At 57.6% G+C, this 18576-nt stretch carries 11 protein-coding genes; 4 read left to right on the top strand and 7 right to left on the bottom strand.

All coding sequences use genetic code 11. The annotated features are described in order from the left end of the window. Positions 1-212 precede the first annotated feature (212 nt). Positions 213-2096, top strand: a complete 1884-nt coding sequence (locus ETAA8_RS13535; protein ID WP_145088847.1) for a M48 family metalloprotease — start codon at positions 213-215, stop codon at positions 2094-2096. A gap of 6 nt (positions 2097-2102) precedes the next feature. Here ETAA8_RS13535 and ETAA8_RS13530 read toward each other — a convergent pair whose 3' ends face one another. Then, positions 2103-3413: a UDP-glucose dehydrogenase family protein gene (locus ETAA8_RS13530; protein WP_145088844.1), complete on the bottom strand. Its 1311-nt coding sequence runs from the start codon at positions 3411-3413 to the stop codon at positions 2103-2105. A gap of 132 nt (positions 3414-3545) precedes the next feature. On the opposite strand from ETAA8_RS13530, the gene ETAA8_RS13525 reads away from it, so the two are divergent. Then, positions 3546-4499: a DUF1338 domain-containing protein gene (locus ETAA8_RS13525; RefSeq protein ID WP_202921817.1), complete on the top strand. Its 954-nt coding sequence runs from the start codon at positions 3546-3548 to the stop codon at positions 4497-4499. A 198-nt stretch (positions 4500-4697) separates the two neighbouring features. On the opposite strand, the gene ETAA8_RS13520 is transcribed toward ETAA8_RS13525, so the two are convergent. From ETAA8_RS13520 to ETAA8_RS13510, 3 genes are all read right to left on the bottom strand, one after another. Beyond that, entirely contained in the window at positions 4698-5924 is a 1227-nt protein-coding gene (locus tag ETAA8_RS13520) for a molybdopterin-dependent oxidoreductase (RefSeq protein WP_145088838.1), read from the bottom strand. 467 nt (positions 5925-6391) lie between these two features. Further along, entirely contained in the window at positions 6392-6655 is a 264-nt protein-coding gene (locus ETAA8_RS13515; RefSeq protein WP_145088835.1) for a membrane or secreted protein, read from the bottom strand. Between the two features lie 211 nt (positions 6656-6866). Beyond that, complete coding sequence (locus ETAA8_RS13510) at positions 6867-7862, bottom strand: type I phosphomannose isomerase catalytic subunit (protein ID WP_145088832.1); 996 nt, start codon at positions 7860-7862, stop codon at positions 6867-6869. 174 nt (positions 7863-8036) lie between these two features. Here ETAA8_RS13510 and tatC point away from each other — a divergent pair, with 174 nt between their 5' ends. Beyond that, the gene (gene tatC, locus ETAA8_RS13505) at positions 8037-9590 is read left to right on the top strand and encodes a twin-arginine translocase subunit TatC (RefSeq protein ID WP_145088829.1); all 1554 of its coding nucleotides are present in this window, start codon (positions 8037-8039) and stop codon (positions 9588-9590) included. 48 nt (positions 9591-9638) lie between these two features. On the opposite strand, the gene ETAA8_RS13500 is transcribed toward tatC, so the two are convergent. Beyond that, positions 9639-10142, bottom strand: a complete 504-nt coding sequence (locus ETAA8_RS13500) for a hypothetical protein (protein WP_145088826.1) — start codon at positions 10140-10142, stop codon at positions 9639-9641. Beyond that, positions 10139-10423, bottom strand: coding sequence for a sigma-70 RNA polymerase sigma factor region 4 domain-containing protein (locus ETAA8_RS13495; RefSeq protein ID WP_145088823.1), 285 nt, complete (start codon positions 10421-10423; stop codon positions 10139-10141). Before ETAA8_RS13495 ends, ETAA8_RS13500 begins: the two co-directional genes overlap by 4 nt. Before the next feature lie 255 nt (positions 10424-10678). On the opposite strand from ETAA8_RS13495, the gene ETAA8_RS13490 reads away from it, so the two are divergent. Further along, the gene (locus ETAA8_RS13490) at positions 10679-11119 is read left to right on the top strand and encodes a hypothetical protein (RefSeq protein ID WP_145088820.1); all 441 of its coding nucleotides are present in this window, start codon (positions 10679-10681) and stop codon (positions 11117-11119) included. A 61-nt stretch (positions 11120-11180) separates the two neighbouring features. Here ETAA8_RS13490 and ETAA8_RS13485 read toward each other — a convergent pair whose 3' ends face one another. After that, on the bottom strand, positions 11181-18020 hold the full coding sequence (locus tag ETAA8_RS13485) for a Calx-beta domain-containing protein (protein WP_145088817.1): 6840 nt from the start codon (positions 18018-18020) through the stop codon (positions 11181-11183). Between the last annotated feature and the right edge of the window lie 556 nt (positions 18021-18576).

Below are 18576 nucleotides of genomic sequence, written 5' to 3'. Positions count from 1 at the left end.
CGTGCCAATCATTTTCTTACGGCTGGATTCTATGCAGTGGTTCGGAGGCACCCACGGTTACGTTAAATGGACACACTTTTGCCGCCAGCCTTTGCGAAATATAGTCGCGAAACCTTCGTTGTAAAAGTTTCTCGACAAGAGTTAAAATTCGGCCCGGGATAAACAGCCTTTCACCAATAGCCGACGGCGCGCAAGCAACGCACCCAAATCCAATGAGCCACTCTCAGCAAACTTTCACCAACCTGGGTTTCGTGAAAACATTCGTCTTGCCCGCGCTGTTTATCTTCGTTGGTCCGCTAGTTTCGCTGCTGTTTTTTCTGCATGCTCAACATCGCTATGACTCGGAGATCCGGGCCGCGATTTTGAACCAGATCGATTCAGAACAAAACGTCGCACCGGATGAAAAGAGAGCTGCTCGCCAGTTTTTTGAACGCGTTCGTGTCTCACAATTGCTCTTAACCCCAGAAGGAGACCAACTCGGCTTACCCGACAGTACGCTACGTGATTACGCGACCTTCCGTTGGCTGATTCGCCTCTCCATCGCTTCACTCGTGGGTGGCGTTTTGGTATTTGCGTTTGCTGGTATCTGCGTGCTTGTTTCCCTGCGTTCGCAATATGCTCAGTACTTGAGCCTGCTCATTAGCTGGCAAGTCCTCCGCATTTACAGTGCACTGCTGACGATCGCGATTGGGATCATGCTGGTAGCGCTTTCGTACTGGGTCACTGCGCTGTGGCTCAATGCATTTTCTGTGAAGCTCGTTGTAATTGCTGGCATTCTGGCTCTGTGCGGAGTCGGGGCAATTCTGGCCGCGATCTTCAAGCGACCCAAGCACGACATTGTCGTCGAAGGAGTCGTGCTGCCGAAAGATCCCTCCAGTTCACTGTGGCAGGCTCTCGAATCCATTTGCACCAAAGTGGGCGCTCAACCACCGGACCAGATCGTAGCGGGGATTGACGACAATTTCTTTGTAACTGAGCAACCACTCACTGCGGACGGCAAAAAGCTTACCGGCAAGACGCTGTTCGTCAGTTTGGCGCTGCTCAAGCAACTGCATGCGGCTGAAGCCGATGCGGTACTAGCCCATGAAATGGCTCACTTCAGCGGGCGTGACACGCTCTTTAGCAAGAAGATAGCTCCGCTATTGCAGCGATACGAGGCGTACCTGGATGCGCTCTATCATGGCGGGTACACGCGGCCGATTTTCTATTTCATGTTATGTTTTCGCGCACTATTTGAACTCTCGCTGGGCAAACATAGTCGCGAGCGGGAGTTTCGTGCCGATGCCATTGCCGCCCAGGTGACCTCGCCGCATGACTTTGCCGGTGCGCTGTTACGCATTGCCGCCTACTCCAAATTTCGCACCTCGGTCGAACAAGATCTGTTCAGCCAGGAGCAGGCGCTCGTCACTGCTGACGTTTCGCAGCGCATCGCCCGCGGATTTCCTGACTACGCAACGGCGTTCTCTGCCGATCCTGATGTGGGGCTGAGTGAAACAACGCATCCCTTCGATTCTCACCCTCCCATGCTGCAACGGTTCCAGGCGATTGGTGTGCAGTTGAATGCCAACGATATCTGCTCGAGATTGAAAGTCGTCGGCGATGGGCGCTGGTATTACCACATTCCCCATGCCGATGAACTGGAGCGTGCCCAGTGGGAAGAATTCGAAGAACAATTCCGTGGGTTTCACGAAAGCACGCTCGCCTACCGCTTGATGCCTGACAATCCCGCTGAGCAAGCCATCGTGGAAAGGTCGTTTCCGGCGTTAAAGATCGAGGGCAAACAAAGTGCCGTCGAATTCGACTTCAGCAAATGCCACCATACTCCTTGGCCCGACCCGCTCCCTTTCAACGAAATTAGCAGCAGCGAACTGAACGACAGCGGCGTGCTGTCGATTCATTTCACGCGCGCTGGCAAACGAACACGAACGATCGACCTGAACAAATTCTCGCAGGCGGACCAAGCCACGATCCTGGAAGAGTACCAGCGTTACTACGGTCGATACCTGTCAGCGGTTGATTATCAACAGGCCAAGAAGTTGAAATTCGAGGCCTTGGTTCCAGGGATGACGGCTTCAGAGACGAAGACGGACACGTAAGCCCCTCTATTTCACCGGTACCCGGCCAATGCTGTGATAGACGAAGCCATATTCGCGCATTGTTTCGGGCTCGTACAGATTGCGGCCGTCGAAAATGATGGGCAGCCGTAAGCGGCGCTTCATTTCGTCGAAGTCGGGATTGCGAAAGTCGCCCCACTCGGTGTTAATGCACAAGGCATCCGCACCTTCCAGGGCATCCAGCGGCGATGTCGCATACAGCAACTTGTCGCCATACAGGGCCTGCACATTCTTCAATGCTTCGGGGTCGTGCACTTGCACTTTGCACCCCGCCGCCAGCAACTGATCGATCAGCACCAGCGCCGGTGCTTCGCGAATGTCGTCGGTTCGCGGCTTGAATGCGAGGCCCCAAATGGCGATCGTCAGGCCTTGCAACTTGTCCGAGAATTGCTGCTTGAGCTTGGCCAGCAAGACGAACTTCTGATGATTGTTCACCGTGTCGACGGCATCGAGCATGCGCGGTTCGAGACCCACCTTGCGGGCCATGTCGGCCAAGGCACGCACATCCTTAGGAAAGCAACTGCCGCCATAACCGACGCCGGGAAAGAGAAACTGAAAGCCGATGCGGCGATCGTGACCGATGCCGCGACGGACGTCGTTGATGTCACCTTTTAGCCGTTCGCACAAATTGGCCATCTCGTTGATGAAGCTGATTTTGGTTGAGAGGAGCGCGTTGGCCACGTACTTCGTCAGCTCGGCGCTTTCGGGCGTCATCGTCAAAAACGGTTTATCGGTGCGCAAGTAGGGAGCATACAGCTCGCGCAGCTTGTCTTCGGCGGCTGGGGTCCGCACCCCAACCACGATGCGGTCGGGGTATTGAAAGTCGTTGATTGCCGCTCCCTCTTTCAGAAACTCCGGATTGCTCGCCACGTCGCATTCGCGGCCGGTCAATTTGCGCAAGCGATTGCTGATCTCCTGATTCGTTCCAACCGGAGCAGTACTCTTGACCACCACGACGGCATCGGTGCGCAAGTGCGGAGCAATCTTCTCCACAGCTTGCCACAGATAACTCAGGTCCGCCGAGCCGTCTTCGTTGCTGGGCGTGCCGACCGCCAAAAACACCAGTTGGGCACTGCGGACGGCTTCAGCCGTATCGATGGTAAAGTGCAACCGCCCGAGTGCGGCATTGCGCACCACTAGTTCTGCCAGCCCTGGCTCATAAATGGGAACTTGCCCCTGCTCGAGCCGTTCGATGCGGTCCTGGTTAATGTCGACGCAAGTGACTTCGTTCCCCGTATCTGCCAGGCAGGTTCCCGAAACCAGGCCCACGTAACCAGCGCCAATCATGGCAATTTTCATCGGATGTCTTTCTTTGGCCGAGCGTCAGGATTCAGGATTTAGAAGCCCATAAACATGGTGTGGCGTACAATTCAACGACGTGCTTTACTGCTGCCATCTGAATTCTCAATTCTCCCTGCAGAGGATTTTACCATGACTGCGATCTCTGGTCCGCACGAGCGATTGGCTGGCGATGCCAACCGCGAACAGTTTTTGGCAGCGGTCTTCGATGCTCTGTGGGAACGCTATCGCTCGCGAGTGTCGTACGTGCAGACGTATGAAAAAGTCGTGCACGAGGCCGGGGCCACTTTTTTCAACGATCATATCGCATTCCGTACCTTGGCGGTGCAACAACCCCAGGCCGGTATCGCCAGTGTGTCGCGAGTGTTCGAAGCCCTCGGCTATCGCGCTGCAGGCAGCTACCACTTCGAAGACAAGCAACTGAGCGCGATCCACTTCCAACATCCGAATGTCCAGTTTCCCAAGTTGTTTGTTTCGGAATTGAAGACGTGGGAATTGCCGGCCGAGTCGCGTTCGCTCATCGAATTGGCCCTCGCGGCCCATCGTCCGCAATTGCGGAACGACCTGTTAGCAGAACTGGCCGGACTGGACCAGTCGAAACCCACCGATTCGCACCGCGACCTATTAATGACCGAAGTGGTTGATTGGTTTCATACCCTTCCTTGGAAAGCGCCAGAAAAAGCGGCCGTGCAAAAGCTCAACGCGGTCAGCCAGTATGGAGCTTGGACGCTAGTGCATGGCTACAACGTCAATCACTTCACCTCGCTCGTCAATTCGCATGGCGTGCCGCAGCTGAACGATCTCGAAAAAACCATGCAGGCCCTCGCTGCGGCCGGCGTGCCGATCAAGACCGAAATCGAAGGGGAGCGCGGCAGCAAGCTCCGGCAAAGTGCAACCGAAGCAGTCAAGATCGACGTCGATGTCCGCGAGGGTGCAACCAACACCAAGTTGCCCTGGTCCTATGCCTATTTCGAGCTAGCCGAGCGGAATGAGATCACCGATGCCGCGACCGGCAACAAGGTTCGCTTCGAAGGATTCCTCGGGCCACAAGCGACCAACCTGTTCGAGATGACGAGGCTGAAGTAGTTCTTTGCTGCTGGTTACCGTAGCCACTTGATGTATCGAAATAGCCCGACGCGTTAGCGAGGGAGCTATTCTGATTTCACGTTCCGCTGCAGTGAGCCGTTGTTATTGATTTTCCCTCGCTGACGCGTCGGGCTATGTAGCGAGCGCCCGTCTGCGCGTGGACTTACTTCTCCAAATCTTTGCGTGAACGGTTGCTGGCTACACCCCTTCGACGCGCACGCGGTGCCAGGCGTTGTACATGTAGCCTTTGAGATTCCAGGGGCCCTGTTCAGGCGTCGACTTGCCTGCGGTGTCGACCGCTCGAGCAATTAGCGTTTGACGACCTTTTAAGATGTCAACATTCGCAGTCCACAGACGCCAACTGAAAGTACTTGCTGCGGTGATCGGATCGCTCGCGAGCGTTTTAACACTCCTCCAATTTCGACCGTTATCTACAGACAGTTCGATTTCTTGGCAAAAGCTGTTTGGCGTTCCACTGGGCAATACGTAACCACTTATCTCTTGTCGTCCTGCTTTCAGTTTGACTCCGTCCGTCGGCAAGCCAATCGCAACATTGAGCGGAAACTCATAGATCGGCTCGGCCTTGGCGACTTCTTCCTTGTCATCTGTCTGAATTAACTTGTACGCCTCGGCAACGTAATGATTGGGAGAGCTCCGATCGCTGACGACAATCTTCGCCAGCCACTTCACGCTGCGGGCTCCAATGAAGCCGGGCACCAGCGAGCGAAGTGGCGCGCCGTGCGCTGGAGTCAGGGGCTTGTCGTTCATCGAGTGCGCAAGAAGCGAAGGCAGATCGCGCCCTTCGTGGGCCAGCGCTTTCCCCAGCGGAATCGAGCCGCCGAACGGAGCTTCGCTGCCGTCCTTCTCTTTGATCGGGTCGAGCCCGTCGAACCACACGTGCTTGGCTTCGGGCTTCAGTTCCGCGGCTTTCAGCACTTCAGAGAGGAGAGCGCCGGTCCAAGTGGCATGGCCGATGGCACCGGCATCCCACTGCACGCCAGCCACTTTCTTGATGGCGCTCATTTCCTGCCGGCGATTTCCCGCGCAGGTCAGCGTCGCGGCAACCTTGTGCGTATCGAACTTTTCCTTCAATTGGTCGACGCTGAATTCGAGTTCGCGATTCACCAGCCCCGAAATCTTCAGGCGAAATGTCTTCTCATCGACCGTGGGGACATCGCCGTGACTGCGCACATAAAACTGCTCGACGGGCGTGAAGTAGTTCTTCACCAGTTCTGGCAAACCAGGCTCGGCATTGAACGGCCTTTCTTGCCGCACAATCAACTTGCTTCCCGCAGCTTGAGTTGCCGAGTCCTGCCCCCAACCAGTGCTGCCCAGATAGGCGGTTGCACCGAGCGCCGCGGTTTGGGCCAACCACAGGCGGCGAGTCGAGCGGACAATCTTCATCGAGGTCAGACTTGAGTTCATCACAGTTCCTTGCCAGGCACAGAGAGAGGTTGCCTTAGCGGCCGGCAATCCATCGGCAAGATTGCTGCGATTCCGCTGCCTCGATTTTACCTGATCGGCCGGCCAACTTCAGCGCGGGGGCCGCCTCGTAGCAACGGTTCGCGGAGGCACGATAAAGATGTGCTGCCGACCAAGATTATTGGCCGGCCAAGTTGGCCAACGTAGGGGTAACGGCCACGCTTGTTTGACCGGGGTCGGCGTTGGTTTTCGGGCGAGTTCGGGCAACCTGTGCCGCAAACCGTTGGCCCGAAACACCAACCTGACCCATGATTGCGGGATTTGCTCGTCTTCGTTCAGGAGGATTTTCGGGACGTCGTTGAGTGGCTGAAGACAGTGTCAACTCACCCGAAAAACCTCCCGACCCCTGCAAGGTCGCGCCAGGAGAAAGTTATTCCCGGCGAGTCGAAATGTAATTCGGAGACGGCGAACTACCGAGCGTTGGTATCGGAATAAAACCGATTGCGGACTGCTTCAGGATATTGATTCATGAACTCGCGCGGCCGACCACCGACCACTTCCGGACCAAGATCGCGGTCGGAGTAGGGATCGTGAACGCTGGCGCGCACTCGCTGCTGGGTCGTGGGGCCGGGGTGCCAGAAATTCCAGCGCGAAGCGGCAAAGCGGTTACCCGCGCATCCCACATTCGGAACGAGCAAGAGAGCCAGAAGCATCAAGATGTATGTTGTTCGCATGCGATTTTCCTCGCGCTGAGGGGTGCCGAGCGGGCAGCGGATTATAGAGAACCGCCGAATTCCGCCCAAGACAGATTGGGTAGTCATCTCTGCCAGCATCGGCGCTGCTGGCACCTCGTCTTGAGGCCACTTTCCCTTTTGTCATCCAGCCCGCCGGTTATACGGCTTAGGCAAAGAATTAGTTCAGCGTTTTGAGATCCAAACTTATCCGTCACCCCGGCAAACTCGCCACCAGCACCGTCGCCTCCCGCCGGGGCGTCAGCAGGGCAGGGGAGGTGGCCGGAAGTAATGCGCTCTGTCCCCGAGCGAGTGGCTTCTGGCTGGGATCGTTCGAAATCGACAGTTCGCCGTCGATCGCGCAAAGCAGGTAGCAGCGGTCATCGCCGCCAATCTTCGTGGGTCCAGAGATCGTCCAGCGCTCCAGCACGAACTTATCGCAGCTGACGAGTTGTTCGATCTGGGCAGTGCCGTCGGCATGTGGCACCACCGTTGGCTTTTGCGGTTGCACGGGACCATGGGCGAAGTCGATCGCCGCCAGACTTTGCTGAATGTGCAACGGCCGCGGCTGACCATCCGGCCCGACGCGCTTCCAGTCGTATAAGCGAAAGGTGGTGTCGCTGGCTTGCTGAATCTCGGCAATCACCAGCCCGGCACCCAGGGCATGCACCACTCCGGCGGGAATGAACAAGCAGTCGCCAGCCTGCGGCTCGAACTTGTTCAGGCACAGTTCCACCGTGCCGCTGAGGAGCTCTCGTTCGACCGTCGCTCGGTCAAAGCCCCGCTTGATGCCCGCATAGACCACGCTCCCCGGTTCGGCATGCAGCACAACCCAGGCTTCGGTCTTTCCCAAGTCGGGCGGCGTCAGCTGGGCAGCAGCGGCATCGGTCGGATGCACCTGCACACTCAGCACCTTTTGGGCATCGAGCAATTTGAACAGCAACGGAAACCGCCCCTGCGCGGCCGCCTGCGACGCGTGCTTCCCCAGCAGTGCTGGTCCATGATTGGCGACCAACTCGCCCAGGGTGGCTCCTTTCAAAGAACCGGCCGTCACCACGCTCTGTCCCGCCGGGTGATCGGAGATTTCCCAGCTCTCGGCATAGTCGTCGCCAGCCGGCAAGGGCTTGCCCAAGATGGTGTGCAGCCGCCTGCCACCCCAGAGGTAGCGCTTCAAGACTGGTTCGAACCGAAGAGGGTAGAGCGAACTCATGGACAGGATCCTGTGTTGTCGGCAGCCAGCACCGCAAGTATTATAAGGTCTGGCTCGGGTACTTACCTGCCCGATCTGAGGCTGGTACGGCAGCTTCCTACCGTATGTTTTGGTCCGCAATAACGTGGGCCAGCCGTTGCCGGTCGCGTCCTTCGGGACAAAGCATCCCCGCCGGTGTTTGCCGCAATCTTGTTGCGCGCGGAGCACTCGTGCGGCGATCTTCTCGCGCCGGCTGCAGTCACACAGGCCCTGTTGGCGGTGTGCATGCTGGTCTGTCGTCGGCGTGGCACAATCATTCACACGGGCATTCACAACGGAACACCAGCCATGGCGAAGCAACCGCAAGACGATCTGTTCGAAGGTGGCACCATGTCCTTCGGGGAACACCTCGAAGAACTTCGCATCTGCCTCTTCCGCTCGCTGTTCGGCGTCATCATCGGCTGCTTGATCGGCCTGTATGCTGCCGAATATGTCGTCGTCTTCTTTCAAGGTCCGCTCGAACGGGCCCTCAAATCGCACTATCTGGCCCGCGCCATCGAACAAGTCAAAGACGACTTCGACGGCAATCCACCCGTCGAATTTCAAGAGACGATCATCAAAGATGAGTTGATTCCCGAGAAGGTGAGCGTCGAGCCGGCGCAAATCGCCAGCGTCATGGGACTTTCCTTCCCCGACTACCTCAAAGATTCTCGCATCTCGTCCAGCACCTTTGTGCCTGCCGACTTTAAGGAAGCGGGCAGCGAACTGGCCGTGGCCAAACTGCTGGCCGAGCAGAAAGCGAGCAAGACCGACTCCCCTGCGCGGCGCTTGTGGCAAATGATGTCTGCCGAGCAGCAGGCTGCGATCACCAAATTGGCTGAAGTGAGAACCTCGTTCACTCCTGCCGAGCGGCAGCAACTGATCATGGTGCTGAACGAACTTCTGGCGCAGAAGGAACTGCACGACTCGGCCGAGTTCGCCGCCCTGGCCGGCGCCAGCCACGAGGCCACCAGCGCACTGCGAGAGGCGGTAAAGAAAGAAGAGAATCCGGAAACTACCCGCCGGCTCAACAAGTTTCTCGTAGCGGGCGCTTTGGCCGATCATGTTCGTTCTCCGCGCGTGAACCTCGTGACGTTTTATAACTGGAAACCCGTGAAGGTCCGCTTCCAAGTCCTTAACGCCCAGGAAGCCTTCATGATTTATCTGAAGGCGGCACTTCTCACCGGCGTCGTGATCTCCAGTCCCTGGATCTTCTTTCAGATCTGGAACTTCGTCGCGACGGGCTTATACCCGCACGAGAAAAACCAGGTCTTCCTCTATCTCCCCATCAGCATGCTCCTGTTCTTTGCCGGGGCCTCGCTGGCGTTTGGCTTTGTCTTCGAACCGGTGTTGAACTTCCTGTTCCAATTCAACCAAGGCTTGAATGCCGAGTTCGATCCTCGAATTGGCGAATGGCTCAGCTTCGTGTTGATCCTGCCGCTCGGCTTCGGCATTAGTTTTCAATTGCCGCTGGTGATGCTGTTTGTAAATCGCCTGGGCCTTGTCTCGGTCGATGTCTATATGAAGCAGTGGCGGATGGCGATTCTGATCATCTTCGTCGTCGCGATGGTCCTCACGCCGGCCGATCCCATTAGCATGATGCTGATGGCCGTTCCGTTGTGCGGACTCTATGTCCTCGGTATCGGCATGTGCATCTGGATGCCGCAAAGCCGCAGCCCCTTCACCACCGCCTACGAACCGAGCGCATAGCGCTGGCGCAGTCAGGAACAATTCGTCGCTCGCTGGTCACTCCCGTGACTAGCGCGGCTTCTTCGACTTCGTGGCTTTGGCCAAAAGTCGTTGCCTGGCCCGCCGCTGGTGGCGATTCAGGGGGATTGCGGCGGAAGTCGCAGCGGGACCGGGGTCGCTTTGCTCCTCTTGAACAGTTCGCATTTCGCTCTCTCGGTGCTGCCGAAACGCGAACCGCTCCGCGCGCGAAACCGTTCCATTCTCACGACTTACCAGCTCGGCGATGATCTCGCACGGAGCATCAGCCTGCTGTTCGCTCACGCGGGTTGAACAGTCCTCAACCGGGTGGTTTACAGCCGGTTCATTTGCAACCGCCGCGCTCTTGCGCCGCTTCTCCGGACGCACTTCGCTCTCGCTCGTCACCGCTTGCCACGGCGGCAGGCGCGAGGCCGTCATTTTGGCGGCCATCACGTTGATGCGCACCGCAGCGGACAGGTATTGCACGTCGCCATAGTTCCGCCGCGTTGTGCTCACCGAGCGCGAGTCGCGCCCCACGCTCCGCGACGTCGTCACGTAACCTTTCGAGTCTTCCCAACTTTGCATGGCCACCCGAAACAGAAAATCAAAGCGATCCGCGGCCACTTCCTCGGCCAATGCGCGCGCCGCGCTTCGTCGTCGGCAGTGGGGGCCGTCTCGATCAAAAACTCCAGCACTCGCTGCACAATCTGGCAGACTCTGGTCTGCAAAATGCCCAGCAGTTCGGCCACCGCCCGCGTCGTCCGCTGCTCGACTTTAATCAATCGAAACGCTTGAAAATCCCGTTCGCTCGGCGGCACTTTCAGATCCGCAACCATGGCAGTTCTCCCGACTCGTGAAAGAAATAATCTCCTCATTCCATCACAACTCGTTGACTAGTCTGGTCAGCAGTCAGCGACTATTTCTTCACAACATCTGTTTTTCCCCCGTAGCTCGGTCACTCCGTGACCGAGAGCTATGCGGTTCAGCCGGATTGGAAAAGCGAGTCATGGAATGACTCGTCTACGGGTAGGGCACGCACCAAAAGGCGATTGCCGCTATAGTAGGTGGCTACTTACTTAGAAAGATCAGGGATGAACGAAATCACGTTTCCGCAGTTTGCCGTCTTAGCCCCCGATAACTGGTTCGATGTCACGGCCGAGATGGACGAAGAAGATTCGCCCAGCACGCTCGCGCCGGAAGAAGGGCTGGGAGTGCTGCAAATTAGCCTGGCCGATTTTCCCGCCCAGGGAGAGCCGCCGGCAATCATCGAGGTCCTGCGGACCATGCTCAAGGAATTCGCCAAAGCGCATGAGCTGGGGAGCCCGAACAATCTGCTGCGAGAAGAATCCCCACGCCCGCTCTTGGCTGGCAACTTCATCTGGGGCGACGATTTTCTGCGAGTCTGGTACCTGACCGACAGTGGCAAGCTGGCGTTCGTCACCTACACGTGCGAACGAGGCGCGGCCTTCGCGAGCGAACTGTCCGAAGTCGAACAGATCGTCCGCTCGCTGAAGTTCTTGCCGACCGTCTAGTGGGACAGGCATCTTGCCTGTCATCAAAATTTCCTCACAGGCTGGAAGCCTATGCCACTGTCTAACTCCCCTTCTTTTCCCGCGCCGCGATCTGATCGAGCGCGAGGAGTTCCAGCGTATCGCTGAAGCTTGGGCTGGCCGCACTGCGGAGCGATTGAATCGCACTGCTGCGGCTGCTGATCTTGCTGGCAACGGCGCTTGTCGAACCCGTCTTGGCTGCTGCTTTCGTGGCGGCTGTCTTGGTCGAAGCGACCTTGGCCGCTGGTGTCGCCACAGGCACAACGGGCGTCTCGGGCACAACCGACTGCGAAGTGACCTGAGCCAAAGCTTCGTCGATGTACTCGCCAGCCGATTGGTTGTTGTTATTCGGCGCTTCGGCAATGAATTCGCCGGCCGACTGCGTGTTCGCGGTTGTGGTCGGATTGGCTGCGACCACAGACGGAATCGAGCTATTGCTAATCTGATCGGCCAGTGTTTGATTGCCGGCAATCGCTGCGGCCCGCGAGTTAATCACGCGGAGAGAAACGGCCGCCGCGGGGGTAGACGCCAAGAGCAACCGCTTCGAGATGAACTTGGGGAGCAGGCCCCGCTCGCCAAAGTTGTTTGCCGTTGCTTGCTCAGCCGCATCGAGTTGAATGTCGCTGATCTTGTCGTTGGTCATCGTGCCACCGGCCGTGCCGGCGACATCAATGCCGTCGAACATGGCAGCGGGGTGCGATTCGGTAAGCGAGTACTTGCCACCGACCAGGTTGGTGAAAGAGTAGCTACCATCGTCGGCGGTCATCGCGGTGAGTGTGACTGCAGCGCCGCCGGTCGTTGTGCCGTTGAGCGTGATAATTACGCCAGGAATGCCGACTTCACCCGTATCGCGGACGCCGTTCTTGTTCTTGTCGACATAAGCCCATCCCGACAGAACACCGTTCTTGGAATCGGCCTGAATCGTACCGGTGCCAACTTTGGTGCCCGACGGCGTGGTAACGTTGCGGGTTACTCCCGACGGGAAGACCGGATCGCCCAGCGTCACGGTAAAGGTCTCGTCCGTTTCGTCGATCGTGTCGGCCGCGACCTTGAACGTCAGTGGTGTGGTCGGCGTGGTTTGCCCGGCCAGGAAGGTGAGCGTGCCGGTCTTGGTGAGGTTCGAGAAGTCGGCATCGGTGGTAGTGACTGCCGTGTACGTAAAGCTGACGGTGATATCGACGTCGGCCGGTGCCGACAGAGTGACAGGCAACACAAGATCGCCGGTCCCTGTGCTGGGTTCCAGCAGCGCCGCGTTGCCAATGCTGAAGGTGGCCGCGTCGTCGTTGGTGACCGTGCCAGTGCCTACGCTGTCGGTCGACGAGAGCGAAACGCCAGCTGTTTCTGGCGTGCCCAGCGTGACAGTGAAGGTCTCGTTTCCTTCGACAATGTTATTGCCAAGGATCGAGAACGACGGAATTTTAATCGACGTTTGGCCAGCGGGAATCGTAATCTTGCCGGTCTTGGTCAGGCCCGTGGCAAAGTCGGCATCGGTGGTGGTGACATTTGCCATCGTCCACGGAATGACCACGTCGACGTTGCTGGCCTTATCGAGCGTGACGGTGAAATCAAAGGCGGTGTTGCCGGAGTTCCCTTCGTTCTGCGTAACCGTCTTGGTGATGCTGGCCGTCGCCGAGTCATCATTCACCAGCGTGGCAGTCCCCACCTTGTCGTCATTCGACAGCGTGACGCCAGCCGTCTCGGGAGCCCCCAGCGTGACGGTGAAGGTCTCGTTGGCTTCGATTGTGGTATCGCCATTGGCCAGGAAGGCGGGAATCTTGATCGAAGTCTGCCCAGCAGGAATGGTGACCTTGCCACTCTTGGTGAGCGCGCCGGTGAAGTCGCTATCGGCAGTCGTCACATTGGCAAAATTCCACGGAATGACCACGTCGACCGACGACACCTGGTCGATGGTGACGGTGAATTCGTAAGCCGTGGTGCCGCTGTTTCCTTCGTTCTGCGACAGGGTCTTGGTGATGCTGGCGACGATCGTATCGTCGTTCAGAATCTTGCCTTCGCCAACTTTATCGGACGAGAGAACCGCGCCAGCAGTCTCGGGCGTGTTGAGTGTCACGGTGAAGGTTTCATCACCTTCGAATGAAGTGTCGCCATTCACCTGGAACGAGGGAATCTTGATCGACGTCTGCCCAGCAGGAATCGTGATCTTGCCACTCTTGGTCAGGCCCGCGGTGAAGTCGGCATCGTTCGTCGAAACGTGGGCAAACGCCCACGGCACCACCACGTCGATCTCGGCCGCCTGATCGAGCGTGACGGTAAAGTCGAAGTCCTTGGTGCTGCTGTTGCCTTCCGCCTGTGAATTGGTCTTGGTCACGCTGACGGTAACTTGGTCGTCGTTCGTGATCGTACCGGTGCCGACCTTATCGACCGACAGCGCGACGTCGGCTGTTTCGGGAGTGCCGAGCGACACGGTGAAGTCTTCATTCCCTTCCAGAGTCGTGTCGCCGTTGACGGTAAACGAGATCTTGGCCGTCTTCGATCCCGACACGATCGTGACCTTGCCACTCTTGGTCAAACTGGTGAAGTCGGTATCGAGGGTGGTGACGTTGTCGAACGTCCAAGGAATGACGACGTCGGTCGTGGCGTTCTGGTCGAGCGTCACGGTGAATTCGATGGTCGCAGTTCCCGAATTGCCTTCGGTAATGCTGGCGTTCGAGATGCTCGCCGTCAGACCATCGTCATTCTGAATGTTTCCAGTGCCGACTTTATCGGTCGACGAGAGAACCGCTCCCTCAGTTTCCGGAGTGTTTAGTGTGACCGTGAACGTCTCGTCGTTCTCGACGGTCGTGTCGCCAACTGTCACAAACGCGGGAATCTTGACCGAACTCAAGCCGGCGGGAATGGTGACCTTGCCGCTCGTCGTTGGTGGGCTGCTAAAGTCACTGTCAGCGGAGTTGACATGAGCAAAGGTCCAAGGAATGACGACATCGACGTCGGCAATCTGATTAATTGAGACCGTAAACTCGTAGTCGTTAGTGCCGCTGTCCCCTTCGGCCTGCGCGAGGTTCTTGGTGATGCTGACAATCACCTGGTCGTCGTTCGTAATTTCGCCGATGGCGACATTTTCCATGCCATTGAGCGTTGCGCCCGTTGTTTCGGGCGTGTCCAGCGTGACAGTGAACGATTCGTCAGTTTCCAGCGTGGTGTCGCCAATGACCGAGAAGGCAGAAATCTTGGCCGAGGTTTGCCCGGCGAGAATGGTGACTTTGCCGCTGGTGATCAGGCCAGGGCTGAAGTCGTCGTCGTCGGTGGTTCCGTGCGCGAAGGTCCACGGCACGACGACATCAACTTCAGCAGCCTGGTCGAGACTGACGAGGAATTCGTAGCTTGTCGTTCCAGTGCTCGCTTCGTTCTGCGTTACCTTCGATTCGATGCTGACCTCGACGGCATCGTCATTCAACACTTCGCCAGTGCCGACATCATCGCTCGACAGCGTAACGCCGGACGTCTCTGGTGCCTCAAGCGTGACGGTAAACGACTCGTCCCCTTCCAGCGTTGCGTCGCCAAGCACGGTGAAGGCCGGAATTTTGGCTGAGGTTTGCCCGGCGAGAATAGTTACCTTACCACTCTTCGTGAAGCCAGCACTGAAGTCGCTGTCTTCGGTATCGACATGGGTGAAGGTCCACGGAATCACCACGTCGGTCGCAGAAACCTGGTCGATGCTGACCGTGAATTCGTAGTTGGTGGTGCCGGCATCTCCTTCGCTCTGCGAAACGGTCGGTGTGATGCTGGCGACAATTACGGCAATACCATCGTCGTTCTGAATGGTTCCTTCGCCAACTTGCTCTGTCACCGATAGGCTCGCGCCGGCCGTCTCGGGAGTGCCGAGCGTGACGAGGAACTTTTCTTCGAGCTCAACCGTCTTATCGCCCACGACTTTGAAGGTGGGCGAAATCGTGACGGACTTCGTCCCGGCGGGAATCGTGACCTTGCCACTCGTTGTCAGCGTGCCATCGAAGTCGGCAGCGTCGGTGCTGGTGTGGGTGAACGACCACGGCACAACCACATCAATTCCAGCGACCACGTCGAGCGACACGGCAAAATCGAAATCGGTGGTGCCGCTGTTCCCTTCGTTCAACTTCACTTGCGAAGTGATGCTCACGACCGCATCGTCATCGTTGGTGATCGTTCCCGTACCAGTCTTTTCGGTGACCGATGCCGACACTTCGTCCTGTTCGGGGGTTCCCAAGCCAACCGTAAACGTTTCGTTGGCTTCCAAGCTCAAGTCGCCGACAACCTTGAAGGACGGAATCTTGGCCGACTTTTCGCCAGCCAGAATGGTGACCTTGCCACTCGTCGTCAGCGTGCCGTCGAAATCCGCCGCATTGGTCGTGGTGTGATTAAAGCTCCAAGGAATGACCACATCGAACGACGCCGCCTGATCGAGCGAAACGGTGAAGTCGTAGTCGGTCGTCGCAGCATTTCCTTCAGAATGAATCACCGATTCTGTGATGCTGGCGACTGCGAAGTCATCGTTGGTGATCGTGCCGACCCCTTCGAGATCGCCACTCTTCGCGCCGGTGATGTCCGAGAGGATGACCTTCAAGGTCTCGTCCTTCTCGACCAGTTTGTCACCTTGCACCTTGACGGTGATGGTCTGCGACAACGTATCGGCGGGGATGGTGAGCGTTTGCAGGGAAACCGCGGTGTAATCGCTGGCATCGCTGGCTGTGCCGTCTTGGGTCGACCACTTGAGATCGACCGGGCTAGCCGACTTTGCCGACAACGAGACGGTGAATGTCAACAGTGTTTCGCCGCTGTCGTCTTCGCTGATCGAAACATCGTCGATGCTGATGGTGGGAGTTGTATCGTCGTCGTCGAGAATCGTCCCGTTGACCGCTGCACCGGCGGTGACGTCGCGGCCACTCGCTGCGACGTTGCTGAGTGTGACGGTGAAGTTCTCATCGGTCTCCACATCGGTGTCGCCGACAATCGGCACGATGATGGTTTGCTTCAGCGACCCGCCGGCAAGGAACGTCAACGTGCCCTTGGTCTCGATGTAGTCGTTGTTGGCCAGCTTGGCGGTGCCATCGGTCGTGTTGAATTCGACCGTCACATCGACATCGACCGGATTGCTCAGGACCGCTTCGAACACCATGTTCGTCGTGCCTGCATCCCCTTCGACTTGCGAGAGGGGAATAAGCGTGATCGTGGCCGAATCGTCGTTCGTAATCGTCGCGTTGGCTGTGGCCGTTTTCAGGGTGACATCGTAGCCAGCGGCACTGAGGGAATCTAGCAGCACGCTGAATTGTTCGTCGAGTTCAACCGTGCCATCGCTGACCACGCTCACGGGGATCTTCTGCGCCGTCGTATTACCGGCCAGGAAGGTCAGCGTGCCGTTGACCGGCACATAGTCGTTGCCGCTTGTCTTCGCGGTGCCGTCCTGCGTTTGATAGTTGAACGACACATCGACATCTACCGGCGCCGACAATGTCACCGTGAATTCTGGATTCGTATTGCCAGTGCTACCTTCAGGTGCCGCAACGGGCGCGGTGATGACGATCTCGGCCGAGTCTTCGTTCTCGATGGTTCCCGTGCCGACCTGATCGGCCGACAGGACCACACCCGCTGTCACCGGCGCGCCGAGCGTCACGCTGAACGTCTCGTCCAATTCCACTCGCAGGTCGCCAGTCACCAAAAACGCAGGAATCTTAGCCGAGGTTTGCCCCGCGAGAATAGTCACGTTGCCAGTTGTCACCAGCGAGTCGAAGTCGGAGACGCTGGTGGTGCCATGCGTGAACGACCACGGAATCACCACATCGGCCGACGAAGCTTTATCGAGTGTGACGGTGAATTCGGCAGCGGTAGTGCCAGTATTTCCTTCCGCCAGCGACAGCGTCTTGGTGATGCTCGCGGTCACCGTATCGTCGTTGAGAATCGTCCCGGTGCCCGTATCGTCGGCGATCGTGGCGTTAACCGGCGCAGACAACTTCACCTGGAACGATTCGTCCGGTTCGTGCCCCGTATCGGCGGCCACCTTGACCGTCACCGTCTTCGCAGTCTCACCAATCGCAAACGTGAGTACCTGGGCAGTGATGGCGTCAAAGTCGGTTCCCGAAGTTGCCGTGCCACCCACCGTATCGATCTGCACATCGACCGCAGCCGTGGCTGCCTCAGACAGCGTGACGTTAAACGTATAGTTTGTGAACGTGCCGTCACTTCCTTCGCTCAGCGTCACATCGTTGATCGAGAGCGTTGGCAGGGCAGGCGCAGCGACGGTGATCGTTTGCGCTTCGATGGTCGGTGAATTGTCGAAGGCCGTATTGTCTTCGAACGTGACGCCGTTCGAACCAATGGTGATCACGAGCGGGCTGTTCGACACAGCTGCATCGGCGCGGAACTTGAGCAGTGCAAACCGCTCGAAAGTGGCGATGCCAATCGGCGAGCCCATGCTGGTCGATTGCGAACTGCCACCGCGCAGTTCGTCGATCGTCCCAGCAGTATTATCGAGTGTACCCGAGCGGAACAATGGAAAGGCCGAAGTAATCAGCGGGCTGGCCACGCTGGCGGGATCGAAAGGGGAATCGATCTCTTCAAAGGCTGTCGAGTTGAACGAAACATCGAGCGCCAGGCCGTTGATGCCCGACGGCACAGTGGAGGTATCCTTCGCCGTAATCTCGACAAAGAACTCCTGCCCCGGCACGACGGTATCGGTCGTGATGAGCGCTCCGGGCGAGCCGGCATTGTCTTCATACAAATTGACGACCAGGTTCAAGGTCGCCATCAAGCTGCGATCTTCCAGTGACTCTAGCCACAGGTTCCGCCGCTTCAGCTTATTGCGCCGGGCACGCTCCTCGGCACTCAATTGCCCAGCTGCACCACGATGAAGATCTCGACGCCGACGAATCCGCTCATTGGCAAACTTCACGACAGACCTCTTCCGTTCCACAATTCGATTGCGTTAACTTCCCGCCTCAGCCCCCAACGAACTCCAAACGAATTCTGAGGGCGAATATTCCATCCTAGTTGCCACTCGGAGATTTGTTACTCCCGAGAAACAAACTAGCGGAACCCCGGCGGATGGTTCGCTGGCGAATCACAGCGCCAGTCCAAACACCGCCTGCCAGACATCTCACTTCACGTCACAAGCTGTTGTGCATCCATAAGTTACGAGCATTAGTCCCGGCGTTCACCGGCCCCACTTCGCGCGGTCCTGGCTCCCTGCGCGCACTGCTTCTGTCGAAGCACTTGGACGCCCGCACCAGCCAACGAGTTCCCCCAAAAAAGCCATTCCTTATCACTTCATTAAGATAGAAGCTCCCGTAGGCGAGTCATTCCATGACTCGCGCTTCTCGGTCACGGAGTGACCGAACTACGTAGGCGAGTCATTACATGACTCGCACCCCACAGTATCTAATTCGCATTTTTAATAGCCCACGCATAAACTGACAGCTTCGCGCATCGATGCTTGGTATCGATCGTTG

Source organism: Anatilimnocola aggregata (assembly GCF_007747655.1).
GTDB lineage: Bacteria > Planctomycetota > Planctomycetia > Pirellulales > Pirellulaceae > Anatilimnocola > Anatilimnocola aggregata.
This window is presented reverse-complemented; position numbering and strand designations above follow the sequence as displayed.

Excerpts from the sequence above, each read along its gene's own strand:
- ETAA8_RS13535 (WP_145088847.1), top strand. The coding sequence starts at position 213 with ATGAGCCACTCTCAGCAAACTTTCACCAACCTGGGTTTCGTGAAAACA.
- ETAA8_RS13530 (WP_145088844.1), bottom strand. The coding sequence starts at position 3,413 with ATGAAAATTGCCATGATTGGCGCTGGTTACGTGGGCCTGGTTTCGGGA.
- ETAA8_RS13525 (WP_202921817.1), top strand. The coding sequence starts at position 3,546 with ATGACTGCGATCTCTGGTCCGCACGAGCGATTGGCTGGCGATGCCAAC.
- ETAA8_RS13520 (WP_145088838.1), bottom strand. The coding sequence starts at position 5,924 with ATGAACTCAAGTCTGACCTCGATGAAGATTGTCCGCTCGACTCGCCGC.
- ETAA8_RS13515 (WP_145088835.1), bottom strand. The coding sequence starts at position 6,655 with ATGCGAACAACATACATCTTGATGCTTCTGGCTCTCTTGCTCGTTCCG.
- ETAA8_RS13510 (WP_145088832.1), bottom strand. The coding sequence starts at position 7,862 with ATGAGTTCGCTCTACCCTCTTCGGTTCGAACCAGTCTTGAAGCGCTAC.
- ETAA8_RS13495 (WP_145088823.1), bottom strand. The coding sequence starts at position 10,423 with ATGGTTGCGGATCTGAAAGTGCCGCCGAGCGAACGGGATTTTCAAGCG.
- ETAA8_RS13490 (WP_145088820.1), top strand. The coding sequence starts at position 10,679 with ATGAACGAAATCACGTTTCCGCAGTTTGCCGTCTTAGCCCCCGATAAC.